This is a genomic window from Gemmatimonadaceae bacterium, assembly GCA_035633115.1.
In the GTDB taxonomy this organism is placed as follows: domain Bacteria; phylum Gemmatimonadota; class Gemmatimonadetes; order Gemmatimonadales; family Gemmatimonadaceae; genus UBA4720.
Genome location: DASQFN010000045.1, coordinates 37,711 through 54,212, shown reverse-complemented (window position 1 = coordinate 54,212; position 16,502 = coordinate 37,711). Strand labels below are relative to the sequence as shown.

21 protein-coding genes are annotated in these 16,502 nt (G+C 61.4%); 17 read left to right on the top strand and 4 right to left on the bottom strand.

Translation table 11 applies throughout. The features are described 5' to 3' along the window. Positions 1 to 19: 19 nt before the first annotated feature. Complete coding sequence (locus VES88_03860; GenBank protein HYN80613.1) at positions 20 to 1,408, bottom strand: tryptophanase; 1,389 nt, start codon at positions 1,406 to 1,408, stop codon at positions 20 to 22. Positions 1,409 to 1,546: 138 nt separating this feature from the next. On the opposite strand from VES88_03860, the gene VES88_03855 reads away from it, so the two are divergent. Next, positions 1,547 to 1,978, top strand: a complete 432-nt coding sequence (locus tag VES88_03855) for a hypothetical protein (protein ID HYN80612.1) — start codon at positions 1,547 to 1,549, stop codon at positions 1,976 to 1,978. Positions 1,979 to 2,032: 54 nt separating this feature from the next. Here VES88_03855 and VES88_03850 read toward each other — a convergent pair whose 3' ends face one another. Beyond that, positions 2,033 to 3,691, bottom strand: a complete 1,659-nt coding sequence (locus tag VES88_03850; GenBank protein ID HYN80611.1) for a M28 family metallopeptidase — start codon at positions 3,689 to 3,691, stop codon at positions 2,033 to 2,035. Between the two features lie 153 nt (positions 3,692 to 3,844). On the opposite strand from VES88_03850, the gene VES88_03845 reads away from it, so the two are divergent. Then, positions 3,845 to 4,396, top strand: a complete 552-nt coding sequence (locus VES88_03845) for a hypothetical protein (protein HYN80610.1) — start codon at positions 3,845 to 3,847, stop codon at positions 4,394 to 4,396. A gap of 15 nt (positions 4,397 to 4,411) precedes the next feature. Then, positions 4,412 to 4,696: a hypothetical protein gene (locus tag VES88_03840; GenBank protein HYN80609.1), complete on the top strand. Its 285-nt coding sequence runs from the start codon at positions 4,412 to 4,414 to the stop codon at positions 4,694 to 4,696. A gap of 77 nt (positions 4,697 to 4,773) precedes the next feature. Here VES88_03840 and VES88_03835 read toward each other — a convergent pair whose 3' ends face one another. Continuing rightward, positions 4,774 to 5,085 (bottom strand): hypothetical protein, encoded by a 312-nt coding sequence (locus VES88_03835; GenBank protein ID HYN80608.1) that lies wholly within the window; start codon positions 5,083 to 5,085, stop codon positions 4,774 to 4,776. Positions 5,086 to 5,225: 140 nt separating this feature from the next. On the opposite strand from VES88_03835, the gene VES88_03830 reads away from it, so the two are divergent. From VES88_03830 to VES88_03770, 13 genes are all read left to right on the top strand, one after another. After that, positions 5,226 to 5,555, top strand: coding sequence for a hypothetical protein (locus VES88_03830; GenBank protein ID HYN80607.1), 330 nt, complete (start codon positions 5,226 to 5,228; stop codon positions 5,553 to 5,555). After that, positions 5,552 to 5,872, top strand: a complete 321-nt coding sequence (locus VES88_03825) for a type II toxin-antitoxin system PemK/MazF family toxin (GenBank protein HYN80606.1) — start codon at positions 5,552 to 5,554, stop codon at positions 5,870 to 5,872. Before VES88_03830 ends, VES88_03825 begins: the two co-directional genes overlap by 4 nt. Before the next feature lie 12 nt (positions 5,873 to 5,884). Continuing rightward, a complete protein-coding gene (locus tag VES88_03820) occupies positions 5,885 to 6,349 on the top strand; it encodes an OsmC family protein (protein HYN80605.1) in 465 nt (154 codons plus the stop codon). An 87-nt stretch (positions 6,350 to 6,436) separates the two neighbouring features. Next, positions 6,437 to 7,147, top strand: a complete 711-nt coding sequence (locus tag VES88_03815) for a polysaccharide deacetylase family protein (GenBank protein ID HYN80604.1) — start codon at positions 6,437 to 6,439, stop codon at positions 7,145 to 7,147. A gap of 96 nt (positions 7,148 to 7,243) precedes the next feature. Beyond that, entirely contained in the window at positions 7,244 to 8,278 is a 1,035-nt protein-coding gene (locus tag VES88_03810; GenBank protein ID HYN80603.1) for an ion channel, read from the top strand. A gap of 14 nt (positions 8,279 to 8,292) precedes the next feature. Further along, positions 8,293 to 8,565: a DUF3303 family protein gene (locus VES88_03805; GenBank protein ID HYN80602.1), complete on the top strand. Its 273-nt coding sequence runs from the start codon at positions 8,293 to 8,295 to the stop codon at positions 8,563 to 8,565. Between the two features lie 133 nt (positions 8,566 to 8,698). After that, entirely contained in the window at positions 8,699 to 9,079 is a 381-nt protein-coding gene (locus tag VES88_03800; GenBank protein HYN80601.1) for a DUF2784 domain-containing protein, read from the top strand. A gap of 64 nt (positions 9,080 to 9,143) precedes the next feature. Next, positions 9,144 to 9,710 (top strand): hypothetical protein, encoded by a 567-nt coding sequence (locus VES88_03795; protein HYN80600.1) that lies wholly within the window; start codon positions 9,144 to 9,146, stop codon positions 9,708 to 9,710. A 5-nt stretch (positions 9,711 to 9,715) separates the two neighbouring features. After that, on the top strand, positions 9,716 to 10,942 hold the full coding sequence (locus tag VES88_03790) for an amidohydrolase family protein (GenBank protein HYN80599.1): 1,227 nt from the start codon (positions 9,716 to 9,718) through the stop codon (positions 10,940 to 10,942). Next, positions 10,930 to 11,886, top strand: a complete 957-nt coding sequence (locus tag VES88_03785; GenBank protein HYN80598.1) for a proline iminopeptidase-family hydrolase — start codon at positions 10,930 to 10,932, stop codon at positions 11,884 to 11,886. Before VES88_03790 ends, VES88_03785 begins: the two co-directional genes overlap by 13 nt. A gap of 240 nt (positions 11,887 to 12,126) precedes the next feature. Continuing rightward, a complete protein-coding gene (locus VES88_03780) occupies positions 12,127 to 12,684 on the top strand; it encodes a LemA family protein (protein ID HYN80597.1) in 558 nt (185 codons plus the stop codon). Then, on the top strand, positions 12,681 to 14,405 hold the full coding sequence (locus tag VES88_03775) for a DUF2207 domain-containing protein (protein ID HYN80596.1): 1,725 nt from the start codon (positions 12,681 to 12,683) through the stop codon (positions 14,403 to 14,405). Before VES88_03780 ends, VES88_03775 begins: the two co-directional genes overlap by 4 nt. Before the next feature lie 33 nt (positions 14,406 to 14,438). Beyond that, the gene (locus VES88_03770) at positions 14,439 to 14,825 is read left to right on the top strand and encodes a hypothetical protein (protein ID HYN80595.1); all 387 of its coding nucleotides are present in this window, start codon (positions 14,439 to 14,441) and stop codon (positions 14,823 to 14,825) included. Here the strand turns inward: VES88_03770 and VES88_03765 are convergent. After that, a complete protein-coding gene (locus VES88_03765; GenBank protein ID HYN80594.1) occupies positions 14,812 to 15,495 on the bottom strand; it encodes an MFS transporter in 684 nt (227 codons plus the stop codon). The two genes, VES88_03770 and VES88_03765, sit on opposite strands and share 14 nt — an antisense overlap. A 65-nt stretch (positions 15,496 to 15,560) precedes the next feature. Here VES88_03765 and VES88_03760 point away from each other — a divergent pair, with 65 nt between their 5' ends. Beyond that, positions 15,561 to 16,496: an ABC transporter ATP-binding protein gene (locus tag VES88_03760; protein ID HYN80593.1), complete on the top strand. Its 936-nt coding sequence runs from the start codon at positions 15,561 to 15,563 to the stop codon at positions 16,494 to 16,496. Positions 16,497 to 16,502: the final 6 nt, after the last annotated feature.

Genomic DNA, 16,502 nt, shown 5'->3' with positions numbered 1-16,502 from the left:
ACTAATCACGCTGGCGGATCTAGGCCACAAGCCGGCCGTGCGCTGGCGCCATGTGCGCCGTGAAGTGGCGAAGAACCGCTGGAGCTTCAACGATCCGCACCCCGCGGATATGCGGCGCAATCGCATTCACATGCTGCACCACCTCTGCGACGTAGTCGACGTGACTCTGGGTATAGACGCGGCGTGGGAACGCCAGGCGTACGAGCTCCAGCGCGGCTGGTCGCTCGGTGCCATCGGACCGTCGGCCAAACATCATCGAGCCTATCTCCGCCGCCCGAATTCCACCTTCTATATAGAGGACGAGCGACAGCGCCCACGCGGGGTACTCGCGCTGCGGCACGTGCGGCAGCATCCGCTTCGCATCGAGATACAGCGCGTGTCCTCCGGTCGGCGTCACAATCGGCACGCCTGCATCCAGTAGCTTTTCTCCGAGATATTCGATGGAGCGAATCCGATAGTGGAGGTAGTCCTCATCGAGCGCTTCGTTGAGTCCAACGGCAATTGCCTCGAGGTCATACCCGGCGAGGCCTCCGTAAGTCGTGAAGCCCTCCGTTAAAACGAGACGCGTCCGGCATTTCACCGCGAGCGATCCGTTGTTCATCGCCAGGAAGCCGCCGATGTTCGACATTCCGTCCTTCTTCGCGCTCATCGTGCATCCATCGGCAAGGCTGAACATCTCCTGCGCAATCGACCGCGCCGAGCGGTGCGACAGTGACGCCTCGCGCGTCTTGATGAGCCACGCATTCTCGGCGAACCGGCAGGCGTCTATGAAAAGCGGGACTCCATAGCGATGACAGAGCGCACTTACCTCGCGGATGTTCAGGAGGCTTACCGGCTGACCCCCCTCGGAATTGTTCGTTACAGTGAGCATGACCAGGGGGACGCGGTCGCCATACTTCTCGAGTGTCGCTTCCAGCGCTGCGACGTCCATGTTCCCCTTGAAGGGATGGCTCGACACGGCTTGACGTCCCTCCTGAATCGGCAGATCGAGCGCGATTCCTCCGACGTCCTCGACGTTGGCGCGCGTCGTGTCGAAATGCGTGTTGTTCGGGACTATGTCGCCGGGACGGACGATGGCGTGGAAGAGAATGTGCTCCGCGGCCCTGCCCTGATGCGTCGGTATAACGTGAGTGAATCCCGTGATATCGCGCACCGATTTCTCGAACACATCGAATGACCGGGCGCCCGCGTATGACTCGTCACCTTTCATCATTCCCGACCACTGGTAGACTGACATCGCGCCGGTTCCGGAATCGGTGAGCAGATCGATGAGCACATCGCGGGAGTGCAGCAGGAACACGTTGTTGTGGGCGGCTTCGAGCGCAGCTTTCCGCTCTTCCAGCGTGGTCTTTCGTATCGGCTCGACCGTCTTTATGCGGAAAGGCTCGATGATTGTCTGGAATTTCATGTGCTCATGCTCCTTCGAGCGAAAGCCAATTGTGAACCTTAACGCTGCAGGCGGGTGAGCGGGCGCGCTGTCAGCAACGGCCTGATATCAAGTCAGGGAAACATAGCTTTTCCGTTAACAGGCCTGCAGGTTTCCCTTATGAGAGCGTTACGCCTCTACTCGTTCGCGGCAGTCGTCGGCACCCTGGCGTGCGGAGGGACTGATGCGCCGAAGACGCCCCTCGGTGAGAGAAGCTCGAGCGGGGTGGCCGCAGACGAAGCCACACCGGCAATAACGGGTGCGGCGAAGCTGGCGCTCGACAGCGGCAACATGCTCTTTCGGGTGAAGACATACGATCGGGCGCTCTCGCAATACCGTCGGTCGGCGCAGCTTGCTCCTGATGAGCTTGCACCGCTTCTTGGAATAATGATGGTGGCGGACGTTACAAAGGACTCAAAGCTCTCCGAAGAAACATTGCCCCGCATCAGGAGGCTGGATCCCGCTGTGGCAGATTCGTCGGCGCGGATGCCGCACTCGAAGATTATCCAGAGTCATCCCCGCCCCGGCGCGATTCCGCCGCCTCGCACGTAGATCCCGAGCACCACCCAGGAAGACGGCTTCCGCCGGGTAAAGCAGCCGAGAGGATTACTGTCGCCTCGCCGCCGACTTGTCTCTCACGGGACGGAACTCTGACGTCTCCCGATAATTCGGCCACTCCCGGGAATTCGCGAGCTGCAATCCGAGCTGATGCAGCACGGACACGTCTTCAGCTATGCCCGCGAGATTCCAGGTCGGCCTGAACTCATCCGCCGGCTGATGGTACGCGTCGCGCCTATAGGCTTCGCCGGCGGCTCGGCCCGCCGCGGTGCCACCGTTGAACAGGTCGATCCCGCTACCCATGTACAGCATCGGCACGCCACGCTTGGCCATCGGGAAATGGTCGGAACGGAAGAAGTAGCCCGCCTCCGGATTCGGATCGGGCGTTATCACGCGATTGGTCGATGCCAGAACAGTCTTGAGTCGGTCCTCGATATCAGTCTGACCCGAGCCGACAACGCGCACATCCCGCGCGCGTCCTGTCGGGCTCAGCGCGTCGATATTGAAGCCGGCGACGGTCGTCTCGAGCGGATAGACGGGATTGCTCGCGTAGTACTCCGAGCCGAGAAGTCCCTTCTCTTCCGCGGTCCAGAACGCGAAGACGAGCGAGCGCTGCGTGCGCGGACCGGCCGCAAACAGGCGCGCAAGCTCCAGCACTGCGCCGATGCCAGTCCCATTGTCCACCGCGCCATTGTAAATCGTGTCGCCGCGCGCATCCGGTGCGCCAACGCCGAGGTGATCCCAGTGTGCACCGAAGAGAATTCTCTCGTCGGGGTGCGTCGTACCCGGCAGGCGACCGAGCACATTCTTCGAGCGAATCGTCTCGCGCTTCACCTGATAGCTCGCCGAGAAGGTCGCATTGCCGAGCGTGACCGGCCTGAAGTCACGCGTCTGCGCGCGTTTCTTGAGCGCCTCGAAATCCTGACCAACAGCGGTGAGCAACCGCACGACATCGTCCCTCTGAACCCACCCTTCGAGCAACGGGTGCACCTCCGCGGGATTGGATCGCACGATGTCGAACATCGTGTTGGTGTTGGAATTCTTAACGGTCGCCCAGCCGTACGACGCCGGAGCAGTCTCGTGAACCACGAGCATGCCGGCGAGTCCCTGACGCGCGGCTTCCTCGTACTTGTAGGTCCAGCGGCCGTAGTAGGTCATCGCCTTGCCGCCGAAGTCGCCCTGCCCCGTCTCGAAATCCGGATCGTTGATGAGAACCAGGCCGACCTTCCCACGCACGTTCTCACCCTTGAAGTCGTCCCAGTTGCGCTCGGGGGCACGCACACCGTAGCCGAGAAAAACGATGGGCGCGTTCTGAATGCTCACGCGGTCGACGTTCTGCATCGAGGCGCGGACGGCAATCTGTTCCCCCTGCCTGAGCGATGTCGGCTGCCCATTCACATTGACCGTGAGCGACGGCGCGCCGACGATGTCGGCCTTTACGAGCGGCACCTCCTGAAACCACGAGCCGTTCGGACCACCGGGCTGCACGCCCGCCGCCTGGAGACGGTCTCGAATGTAGTTGACGGTCATTTCCTCAGCTGGCGTAGCCGGGCCGCGGCCGAGGAACGCGTCCGACGACACGGTACGGATATCGGCGGCGATACGGTCAGTGGTGGCGGACGAGCCGGACGGCGCAACGGCTGTGTTAACCGTTGGCGTGCATGCGCTGATCGCGAGTAATGTGACGAGATGAAACCTGTATTTCATGGGAGCCTCTAATGCCTGGTTTCCTTGAGCCTGGAACGCCACGGAGGGTGAGTACGGACAATCTACCAGCATTACGCAAATGGTATGCACCTACTCCGCTGCGCGGTAATTTCACGGCTCAAATGTCCAACGAGGTGTTTCGTGCCGTGGCAAATGCGCGTCCTTCAGGGTCTCGTTGTACTCGTTGCCGTTGCCCCAGGTTCGCTGGCTGCGCAAACCCCCGTCGCCGACCCTCGCGATGTGGGAACAATAGCCGATATCGTGCGCGCGTCGTACGAAGTGATCAGTGGTCCGATCGGCGCTCCACGCCAATGGCGGCGCGACAGCACGCTTTACGCCCTCGCCGCAACGTTCACGGCTACGAGTGAGAAGGATGGGAAGACAGTCGTCAAGCAGATGACACCCGAGTCGTACCGGCGAGCCAACGACTCGAGCTTCGTGAAGAACGGGTTGTTCGAGACACAGGTAGGATCAAGGATCGAGCGGTTTGGCAACGTCGCGCAGGTGCGGAGCATAAGTGAATCGCGCCGCACGCCTGACGGACCGGTCATTGGGCGCTATGTCAACTATATCACGCTAAACTGGGATGGAAAGCGATGGTGGATGACCGCATGGGTCTGGGACGAAGAGCGGCCGAACAACCCTATTCCGCCATCGTGGATCGGAGCACGCGATGAGGTTCCCGGACCTAGCAATCGCCGTTAACGGGGGAGAACGTCCATGCCCATTGTAAGAATCGAGCACTCGGTCCCGAGCTTCGAGAGGTGGAGACAGGCATTCGACAGCGATCCCGCCGACCGGAAGGGATCCGGCGTCCGCCGCTACCGGGTCTTTCGCCTTCGGGATGACCCGAACTACGTGATGATCGACCTCGAGTTCGACACCATGCCTGAGGCGGAAGCGTTTGTCGCAACCATGCGACGCATCTGGGGCGGGCCGGGCAAATCGGTCATGCAGAACCCAACCGCGCGCATTGCGGAAGTCGTCGAAGTGAAGGAGCTATAGCGTCTCGGCGAACGTCATTCGCACGCCGGCGACGACTGGCTCTTCGAAGGCTTCGACACCGAATCGCCTTCGCCTGCTCACCCCTCGATCTTGTAGATCTCCCGCCGCCCGCTATCGATGAGATCATGATAGCCTTCCATGATCTTCTCGAACTCCTTCTGCTGCTCGGGAGTCTGCCCTTCACCCTTCATCATCTCCTCGAACGCCTGCATGCTCGGGACGTCGTACTCGTACACGATGGTCCAGTAGCGCTCTGCGCAGAAGTCGGTCATGACTTTCATCGTGCCCATGCCCGACTGCTCCATGAGCTTCGACATTGCGAGCGACTTTTCGACCATGGGACGCACTTTTCCCGGCTTGCAGTGAAACACTTCGCGGACGACCAGCATCGTACCTCCTGACTGTGGCGTTGTTCAAGTAGCGAAAGCACTTTTCGCATCCAGAAGCGTGCCCGCGAGTCCTCGACCGTACCGCTGCCAAGCCGTAGCGACGGCTTGCCGACGGGAGACGATGTAATTACAGTTATTACATGAAGCCCAAAGAGCTGAAAGTGGCGCGGATCGGCAATTCCAGAGGCGTGCGCATTCCTGCCGACACTTTGGAGCGCTACGACGTCGGGACGAGCCTGATCATGGAAGAGCGCAGCGATGGAATCCTTCTCCGCCCGCCGGGATCCGTGCAGCCAAAGCTCTCGTGGGAAGATACGGCCCGCGCGATGGCGGCATCCGAGGAGGACTGGAGCGAATGGGACGCCCTGACGGCCGATGGCCTCGAGGTCATCCCGTGGCAGCTCCAGGCCGGCCGTCGCATCGCCGAAAAGGGAGCTGCATACAATGCTCGGCGGCCGCGAAAGAAATGAAACGTTACGAGGTGCGCTGGGCTTCGCTCGATCCCGTGCGAGGTGCGGAGATGGCGAAGACCCGGCCAGTAGTTATCGTAAGCCTCGATGCACTCAACGATGTCCTTCAGACAATCACCGTCTGCCCGATTACCAGTCAGCTCCACCCGTCGTGGCGAGCCCGGCTTGGAATCCGCGTTGGGCGAAAGAACGGGGAGATTGCGGTCGATCAGATCCGAACCATCAGCAAGTCACGCCTCGGCCGAAAAGTCGGCACCCTTTCCGACGAAGAAGCTACCGCGCTCCGACGTCTGATCACTGAGATGTACGGCGAGTAGGAGAAGCACTCCATGAGCGAGTACAAGGCTGTAGTTGAATGGAGCCGAGCTGACGCAGTCTTCACGGATTCGCGTTACAGCCGCGGCCATCGATGGCTGTTCGATGGAGGCGTCGAAGTGCCCGCGTCGGCATCGCCAAGTGTCGTTCCACTCCCGCTGTCGGTCGCGGCAGCTGTGGATCCGGAGGAAGCCTTCGTCGCCAGCCTCTCCAGCTGTCACATGCTGATGTTCCTTTTCCTCGCCGCAAAGCGCGGCTTTGTCGTGGACAGCTACCGCGACGAAGCGGTCGGATTGCTGGCAAAGGACTCATCCGGGAAGCTCGCGATGACGCACGTAACGCTTCATCCAGACATCACGTTCGGCGGTGGAACGCGACCGACGCCCGATGAGCTCGCCGAAATACACCACGACTCTCACGAGCAATGCTACATTGCCAGCTCGGTCAAGACTGATGTGCGCTGCGTGCCGGCGGGCTGATGGCCTGGCGCTGCGAGCGCGTGCACCGGTGGCTGCCGAGCCGACCAAACTCATTGACGTAACGCGCCGAGAATAAGGCGCGGGTCATTGAAAAGGAGGCTCATTCACGCCGGTGTCGGGGTTCTGCTCGCAATCCTCGTAATCGCCGGGCTTCGCGAGCTCGCCCGCGCTCGCACGTTTCAGCTGTTTGGCCGACTCGTCGCTCATGTCGATACTCCCGACCGCAGAGTGGCCCTGACTTTCGATGATGGACCGACATCGAGGCTCGCTGACAGTCTCGCGCGTCTTCTCTCAGCTCGTCGCGTAAGGGCAACGTTCTTCGTTATCGGCGCCGACCTGGCAGCCGCACCACAAGCCGGTCATCTTCTCGCCGCGGCAGGACACGAGCTCGGCAACCACACGTTCACACATCCGCACATGGTGCTGCACTCGCCCGGCTTCATTCGATCGCAGATTGATCGAACGGATTCGCTCATCAGGGTAGCCGGCTATCGCGGACAGATTTTCTTTCGGCCGCCTTACGGGTACAAGCTGTTCCTGCTGCCGTGGCATCTCGATCGCACGAATCGAACGACTGTCATGTGGGACGTCGAGCCTGACTCGTATCCGGAAGTGTCGGCAACTGCGGACGGAATTGTCCGCCACGTTCTGGAGCGGGTTCGACCGGGCTCCATCATCCTCCTGCACCCCTGGTATGAACGTCGCGCGACCTCACTCGCTGCCGTGGGCCCTCTGATCGACAGCCTTCATGCGCGCGGCTACACGGTCGGTACTGTTGGCGACCTTCTGAGAGACTAAGGTCGATATCGGGCGCCTGAACGGGGGCACGAGCAGAGGCCGCTCCGCCGCCCTACATTTTCAGGGCTGGCATTCACTCAATCGCGAGCGGCCCACATGTCCGATCCAACTCTCATCACAGCTGAGTCGCAGGCATACGACGACCTCGGATTTGGCACCGTTGTTGGAGGCGCCAACGAAAAGCGTCTGCTTAATCGCGACGGCTCGTTCAACCCGCGGCGCGAAGGGATGCCTTTCTTCTCGAGACTGCATCCCTACCACCTGCTTCTCACGATTTCCTGGCGGCGTTTCTTCGTCGTAGTGGTTTCCGGATATGTTTCGGCCAACCTCCTTTTCGCGCTTGCTTACCTTGCCTGCGGTCCGGACGCAATAGGCGGACAGGCACCTGAGCTCTTCGGCGGTCAATTTGGTCGCGCCTTCTTTCTGAGTGTCGAGACCCTCGGAACCATCGGCTATGGCAATATCTATCCTATCGGAGTTGCACCGAACGTAATCATCGCGGTGGAGTCACTTAGTGGACTTCTCATGCTCGCCCTGATGACGGGCCTCTTTTTTGCGCGGTTTTCCCGCCCTACAGCCGCCATAGTCTTCAGCAGGCGGGCAGTCGTTACGGGTTATCGAGGTCAGACCGGGCTCATGTTCCGCCTTACAAACGCCCGCGCGAATCAGCTGCTCGAGCTCGAAGCAAAAGTCTTATTCAGTCGCATGGAAGGCGATTCCCGGCAGTACGACCAGCTCGCTCTCGAGCGGAAGCGCGTGGTCTTTTTCCCGTTGAGCTGGACTATAGTTCATCCGATCGATGAGAAGAGCCCGATGTGGGGCATGACCGCCGACGAGCTTGCAGAGAGGGATGCCGAGTTTCTCGTCCTCCTGTCAGGCATCGACGAGACGTTCTCGCAGCTGGTTCATGCGCGGACGTCGTACAAGCCGTCGGAGATTGTGTTCGGCCATCGCTTCGTGAACATCTATAAGCCCGTGCATGCCGATGGGACGGTCGCAATTGATGTTCGACGGCTGGGTGAGACAGAGCCGTCGCCGGAAGCAGACGACTGGACCGACGAGCAGAGGCTGCACCACACGACGCATTTCAGCGCGTATGCCCCATCCCGCAGCGGCAAACCCAAACGTTGATTCGCTAGCGGCGTATGCTTTACATGGTCGTCGAGCATTTCAGGAATGGAGATGCGACACCGGTTTACTCACGGTTTCGCGCTCAGGGACGCCTGATGCCTGAGGGTCTCATGTATGTCAACAGCTGGATCACATCTGACCTGTCCCGCTGTTACCAGGTCATGGAGTGTGACGATAGAGCGCTGCTCGACACATGGATGGCGGCATGGGAAGATCTCATGGAGTTCGAGGTACACCCTGTAATGACGTCCGCCGAGGCATCCGCCCGAGTCGCGTCGCAACCTTGAGCACAAAGGAGTGAGGCAGCCCTTATGACCAACCGATGCGTCGGGCGAGAGCAGCGGCCACAGACCACGGTTTATCAGATGGAGCGGATCGTCCGTTAATGTCGCGTGATGTGACGGCGATTGGTTATAGCTGATGTGGTATCGCGCTTTCGCCGATCTCGTTCTCGTCGCTCACTTCGCGTTTGTCCTCTTCGTAATCTTCGGCGGATCACTTGTGTGGCGCTGGTCTCGCCTCGCCTGGATCCACGTCCCCGTCGCAGTTTACGGCGCAGTCATCGAGTTCATGGGATTCGTCTGCCCGCTTACGCCGCTGGAAGTGAGCCTGCGCCGCCAGGGTGGCGAGGCGGGCTACGAAGGCGGATTCATCGAGCACTACATCACCGCGGCGATTTATCCGGCAGGCCTTACCAGGCAGGTGCAGTTCATTCTCGGCGCGGCGGTTGTCGCGCTCAACATCATTGTCTACACGATCTGGTGGAAGCGACGTTCACGAGCTCGCGAGCGCAACGCCTGACTCATATCCAGTGCGGATTCCCACGAACCGTTTTTACCTGAGCGCAGCGCTGCTTTGCATCGCAATGAGCTGTCGCCCGGTGCAAGCGCCGGAGCCGCAGCCGCAGCCTACGGCGGCCGTTTCGCCACAGGACGCCTTCTGGAACGAGCTGCAGGCGCTCTGTGGCCGCGCGTTCAACGGCCAAATGACCGAAGGCTCAGCTGGCGACAGCGCGTTCCGCCGTGCGACGCTGACAATGCACGTCCGCCGTTGCACCCCGACCGAGATCCGGATCCCATTCCATCTCGGCGCGGATCGGTCGCGGACATGGGTGCTCACACGAACTGAAGGCGGGCTCCGCCTCAAACACGACCATCGCCATGCTGACGGCAGAGAGGATCCCATCACTCAATACGGCGGAGATACTCGCGACCCGGGATTGCCGACGCGGCAGGAGTTCCACGCTGATGCGCACACCGCGTCACTCATCCCCGCTGCCGGCACCAACGTGTGGACTGTAGAGATCGTGCCTGCGTCCCACCGCTTCGCCTACGCGTTGAGGCGCGAGGGCACCGACCGGCGCTTCCGCGTGGAGTTCGACTTGAAGCGCCCGGTCGCGCCGCCGCCTCCGCCGTGGGGCTCGTCGCCGTGAGACGGATGCAACGACTGCGCACACTGACGGTCTACGCGGCTGTGGGCGCCGAGCTTCTCTTCGCTGGCGTTGCAGCTTCACAAGCGCCAGGCAGTCAGCCCGACCGCGAGACAAGAATCCGCGCTGGTGAATCCTGTCCGTCCGGGACGACCGAAATTCGCCCGGGAATCTGCAGAGCGCCGGAGATGCCGGCGCCAAGCATTCTGGACTATCGTCCGCGGTCAACGCTCGTCACGCCCGCGCACCCAGTGCGGATGGCGAAATATCCCGCCATCGATTTCCACGGACATCCCCGGGACATGATCACATCGGCCGAGGGCTTGTCTCAGCTCGCCGCATCGCTCGACAGCTTGAACGTGCGCGCCATGGTGGCGGCAGACAACCTCTCCGGCGAACGACTGCAACGAGCTGTCGCCGCGATCCGCGCATCACCGAGAATGAGGGATCGCGTCCGCGTCTTCGCCGGAATCGATTTTCGAAACGTCGGCGGCCCGGGCTGGGCAGCCAAGGTTGTCGAGCAGTTGGAGGCGGACATCGCGGCTGGCGCGGTTGGCATTGGCGAGATCTCAAAGAGCCTCGGCCTGACGATCAAGAAGGCTGACGGGTCGCGGCTGCGGATAGACGCGCCTGAGCTGGATCCGGTCTGGCGGGCAGCCGCGCGGCTCGGAGCTCCCGTGTTCATCCACACAGCCGACCCCCAGGAATTCTTCCGCCCGGTTGTCGACTACACCAACGAGCGTTGGCTCGAGCTCGCGCTGTTCCCGGGCCGCCGCTACCCCCAGGACCAGTTCCCGAGCTTCGATCAGCTCATGAAGGAAAGGGACAATGTTTTCCGCAGGCATCCGAGGACGACGTTCGTTGCCGCGCACATGGGCTGGCACGCCAACGATCTGGGCAGGCTCGCCAAGCTTCTGGATGCTTTCCCGAATGTGTACACCGAAGTCGGTGCTGTGCTGTACGATATCGGCCGCCAGCCGCGCAGTGCACACGACTTCTTCGTGAAGTATCAGAATCGGATCCTGTTCGGCAAGGATTCGTTCCAGCCCGAGGAGTATCGGTATTACTGGCGCGTGTTCGAAACGCGCGACGATTACTTCGACTACTACCGCGACTACCACGCGTCGTGGAAGCTCTACGGAATCGACCTGCCCGACAGGATTCTGAAGAAGATCTACTATCAGAACGCGCTGAAGATCACTCGCGGTCTCCCGCAGACGGGGTGGCCGCAATAGTCGTGCGGAGCGTCAGAGCCGCCGCAGCTTTTCTCGTTCTACTGGTCAGCTGCTCGACCGCGACTCCACGCAACGAAGGATACGTCACCGTCCCTGGCGGCAGGATCTGGTGGACGAGAATGGGCGACGGTCCCGGCATTCCTCTTCTCGTCATTCACGGCGGACCGGGAAGCGGCAGCTTCGGGCTCAAGCCCTGGGCGGCGCTGGGAGACGATCGGCCCGTAATCCGCTACGATCAGCTTGGCTCAGGAAAGTCCGATCATCCGACGGACACGGCTCTGTTCACTCTCGACCGTGCAGTGCAGGAGCTTCAGGCCATCCGCGATTCACTCGGCCTGCGCGAAGTGCATTTGTATGGACGGTCGTGGGGGGCGATGCTCCTCCAGGCATACGTGAGTACGAATCCGACCGGAGTACGCAGCCTCACGCTCTCCAGCCCGCTCGTCACCACCGCGCAATGGGAGCGGGACGCGGATTCTCTGGTGAAGTTGCTCCCGGACTCGGTGCAGGCGGTGATCGCGCATCATGAGACGGCGGGTACTACGAGTTCCCCCGCTTATGCTGCCGCCGCTAGCGAGTACAGCAAACGCTACGGCAGACGACAACCGGCCCGCTCGCCCGCCGACGCCGACAGCGCGCGCAAGACACGTGGCAGGCTGGTGTACGAGTACATGTGGGGACCGAGCGAGTTTACGTCGACTGGTACGCTCAAGACGTTCGATGGGACGAGCTGGCTCAGAGCCGTGCGAGTGCCGACGTTGTTCGTGACGGGCGAGTTCGATCAGGCAACTCCGGCCTCCACAGAGCAATTCTCAAGGCTTGTGCCCAACGCGGAGTTCAAGGTCATTTCTGAGAGTGGTCACTCGACGGAGAACGACAATCCGGAAGCGCTGCTGCGCACGGTGCGCGAGTTTCTCCGCCGAGTGGAGTCTGCGCAACGTTAGACCAGTGCTGAGCGTGCTCTTTTGCGGGGAAGTAATTGAAGAACGTGCTACTGAGGTCGAGCACTCCTGGCTCGAAGTCGTCCGAACCCGTTTGAACCTTCGTACATTGATGCGAGACCATTTCAACATCACCCGAGGAGGCCTCGACCCATGCCCCGCTACGTCGATGGATTCGTCCTGCCCGTTCCAAAGAAAAAGGTACTGGTCGATCTCTAGTCAGAACGCCGACGCAACCTCCGAATGAGCCTCCTCATTCTTCTGGTGGTGATCGTCGTCGCCGCCGGCGCATGGGCGGTGTTTGCGTTCAATCGTCTCGTTCACCTGCGCAACCAGGTGCGCAACGCGTGGGCAGATATCGATGTCCAGCTCAAGCGCCGGCACGATCTCGTGCCCCAGCTCGTCGCCGCGGTGAAAGGCTACACCGGGCACGAGCGCGGGGTGCTGCAAGCCGTAACTGAATTGCGAACGCAGGCCGTGGCGCTGAATAGTCCCGCGAAGCTCGGAAACGTCGAATCATCCCTCGAACAGGCGATCGTTCAACTGTTCGCACTGAAGGAGGCGTATCCTGATCTCAAAGCCAACGAGACTTTCCTTCAGCTTCAGCGCGACCTCGTCGGGGTCGAGGATCAATTGCAGTATGCGCGTCGATTTTACAATGGTGCCGTGCGTGACCACAACACCGCGATACAGCGCGTGCCGGACATGATCGTCGCGCGAAGCTTCGGCTTCACCGAGAAGGAATATTTCCAGGCCGACGAAGACGACAGGCGCGGCGTAAGAGTGGACCTCGCATCATGAAGAGAGCCGCCCTTGCCCTTGCGATGATGCTCCTCGCATTTCCGGCGAGTGCGCAGGAGCGCATCCGCGCCTACGATGTCGACGTCGATGTTCGCGCGGACGGAAGTCTGGACGTCACCGAGCGAATCACGGTCCACGCAGAAGGGCAGCAGATCCGCCGTGGCATCTACCGGGACTTCCCCACGCGCTACCGGGACCGTTACGGCAATCGCGTCCGGGTTGCACTCGACGTGATCGGCGTCGAGCGCGACGGAAATCCGGAGCCGTGGTTTACCGAGCGGATGAGCAACGGCGTGCGGATCAACACGGGCAACGACGACTTCCTTCCTGTCCCCGCCGGCTACACATATACGTTGCGCTACCGCACCACTCGCCAGCTGGGATTCTTCGACAATCACGACGAGCTGTACTGGAACGCGATCGGCACCGGGTGGATTTTCCCGATCGAAAGCGCAACGGTGCAGGTGCGGTTGCCCGCCGCGGTGCCCATCGATCGAATGACGGCGGAAGCCTATACCGGGCCCCAGGGAGCGAGAGGTGCGAACTACGTGGCGGAGCTCACTCGCCCAGGAGTTGCCACCTACCGCCTCACACAGCCCCTCGGCCCCAACGAAGGCTTCACTACCGTTTTGCAATTCCCCAAGGGGTTGATCGCGGCGCCAACAGAAGGCGACCGCGCGCGATGGTTCCTCGCCGACAACCGCGGCGTGCTCGTCGGGCTCTTGGGTCTGGTACTGCTCATTCTGTTCTGCGTGAGGGAATGGCGGCGAGTTGGCCGCGATCCGAAAAAGCGCGCGATCTTCGCGCGTTACGAGCCGCCCGCCGACAAGACTGCCGCAGGCTTGAGATTCGTGCAGCGCATGGGTTATGACACGCGATGTTTCTCCGCCGAGGTGCTGGATCTTGCGGTTGGCGGCCAGCTGCGGATCAATCGCGACAAGAAGCTTCTGAAGGACTCGTGGCGACTCGATCGCAATGAATCCGTCTCGGCACCGGCATCGGCTGCGGACAGTGTGCTGCTGACTCTGCTCTTCCCCGACGGCAGGAAGACTCTCAAGCTCAAGAACACGAATGCAGCAATCGTGTCCGCGGCGCAGGACGCGCACAAGAAGGAGCTGGATCGCGAATTTCATCCGCGCTACTTCCAGCGCAATACACGCAGCCTCGTGATCGCGACGGCGATCGCGCTTGTCGCCGCGGCGGCCGCATTCGTCATCTCCGGCGGCTTCGGCATTCCGGTGATCGTGGCGATTGTCGTCGCAATGGTTTTGACGCTGATCGTGTTCGGGCGCCTCGTTCGCGCACCCACCAGGGAAGGCCGCGAGCTGATGGACGAGATCGAGGGATTGAAGCTCTACCTGAGTGTTGCGGAGAGAGACGAGCTCGCGAGCATGCGCGGCCCGGGCCAGCCGCCGATGCTCGACGCCGAGCGTTACGAGGCACTTTTGCCTTACGCGGTGGCGCTCGAGGTAGAGGAAGCGTGGACAGAGAAGTTCACCGCGGCGGTGGGCGCGGCAGCTGCCGCCGAGGCGGCGTCGCGCATGTCCTGGTACAGCGGCCGCGGACCCATCACCAACCTGGGTGATTTCAGTAAGTCGATGGGCTCGAGCCTGAGCTCGCAGATTTCTTCCGCGTCGAGTCCGCCGGGGAGTAGCTCCGGTGGTGGTGGCGGCGGCTCGTCCGGCGGCGGTGGCGGTGGTGGCGGCGGGGGCGGTCGCTAGGAATCCTCCACGATGACGCGTCCCCGATAGACAATGCCACGCCCGATCGAAGCAGTCGGTACCACTACCGCCGGCTTTGTGGGCCTCGCTCCCCAAGGGCCTGTAAAACACGCAGTACGATTGTCGCAAGCGAGTGACTTCGCACCCGCTTTTGGCGGCTTCCATTCCACCATGCTGCTCGGTCATGCGGTTCAGCATTTCTTCGATAACGGTGGGAAGGAAGCGTACGTCGTCCGAGTCGATCCCGATGCGGACGGATTCATTGGAAGCGAAGCCGACGGCAGCGGGATCCATGCGTTCGATAACGTGGATCTGTTCAACATTCTGGTAATGCCAGACAGTGAGGTCGATGTCAGCCATCGATCTGCGGCGATCGAGTACTGCGAGCGGCGCCGGGCAGTGATGATCAACGACGCTTGATTCCGTAGACGATCGACAGCATTGCAACGAGGGACAGCCCGGCACTCGCCAGATCGAGCCGGCCCGCGTTAGGGTCGCGATTCTCCGGAAGCAGAAACGGACCGAGCACGAGCAACAGCGCCATCACCGGGACATTCAGCAGGAATACTGACCCCCACCAGAAATGCTCGATCATCGCGCCGCCGAGGAGTGGACCGACAGCACTGCCCACCATGAAGCTGTTGAGCCACACCGCAATCGCCGTCGTACGCTGGCGCTGGTCGTGGAACATGTTGCGTATCAGCGCAAGCGTGGATGGCATCAGCGTCGCGCCGGCAACGCCAAGAAGCGCACGAGTTGCGATGAGCATCTCTGCGCTCGTCGAGAATGCGGCGACGGCCGACGCAACGGCGAACGCCGCTCCTCCAATCAGGAGCAGCCGCCGACGCCCGATGCGATCGCCGAGAGTTCCCATCGTTATGAGCGACCCGGCGATCAGAAATCCATAGATGTCGACGATCCACAGAAGCTGCGCGCTGCTCGGCTTCAGATCGACGCTCAATGCGGGAACTGCCACATGCAGGACGGTCAAGTCCATCGCGAGCAGCATGCAGGGCAGTGCAAGCACGGATAATCCGATCCACTCCCGGCGGCCTGCTGTTGCGGTGCTGACTTCAGCAGTCCGAGTCATTCCAGGCAATGTAAGCAGCCTCCACCCGCGATGACGTGTCTCGACGCAGCGACTAGATTGGGCGGATGAACGGAACCAAATCCGGCCGTGCTGTCATCCAGGTTTCGGGAGTTCGCAAGACGTACGGCTCCATCGTCGCGGTGGATGACGTGTCGTTCGAGGTCCGCGACGGAGAGATCTTTGGCCTGATCGGCCCGAACGGCGCAGGCAAGACAACGACAATGGAGTGCGTCGAGGGCCTGCGCACGCCCGACCGCGGGAAAATTTCGGTATTGGGCCTCGATCCCATTCGTGACCTCTACACCCTGCGGAACCGGATGGGGGTCCAGCTCCAGGAGGCGCAACTTCAGAAGCGCATCAAGGTATGGGAGGCTGTACACCTCTGGGCGTCGCTGTACAGGAAAAAGTCGTCGGACGGCGATCGTCTCCTCGAGCAGCTCGGCATGGTCGACAAGCGCAATGCGTGGTTCATGAAGCTGTCCGGTGGGCAGAAGCAACGACTCTTCGTAGCTCTGGCGCTGATCAACGACCCTGAAGTCGTATTTCTCGATGAGCTTACGACCGGCCTCGACCCGCAGGCGCGACGCGCGATCTGGGAGCTCGTGCGCGGCATCCGTGAGCGCGGCAAGACGGTGTTCCTGACGACGCACCTGATGGAAGAGGCCGAGCGGCTGTGCGATCGAGTGGCGATCATCGACCACGGGCGGATCATAGACATCGACACTCCCGAAGCACTCATCAACAAGTATTGTCCGGAGCGAACCGTGGTGCTGTTCACGGAGGACCAGGGTGCTGAAGTGCTTTTCCGGGCGATGCCTCGAGTTGCGGAGGTGACAGCCCGCGACGGCCGATTCACGATTCGGGGCAGCGGTGAGGACCTCGTCACCAGCGTGGTGTGGTGTCTGTCTGAGAATCGAATTCGTGTAAGCGACTTCCGTACTATTCTGCCCAACCTCGAGGACGTGTTCATCAAGGTTACGGGCCATTCCATCCGTGATTAAGTGCTA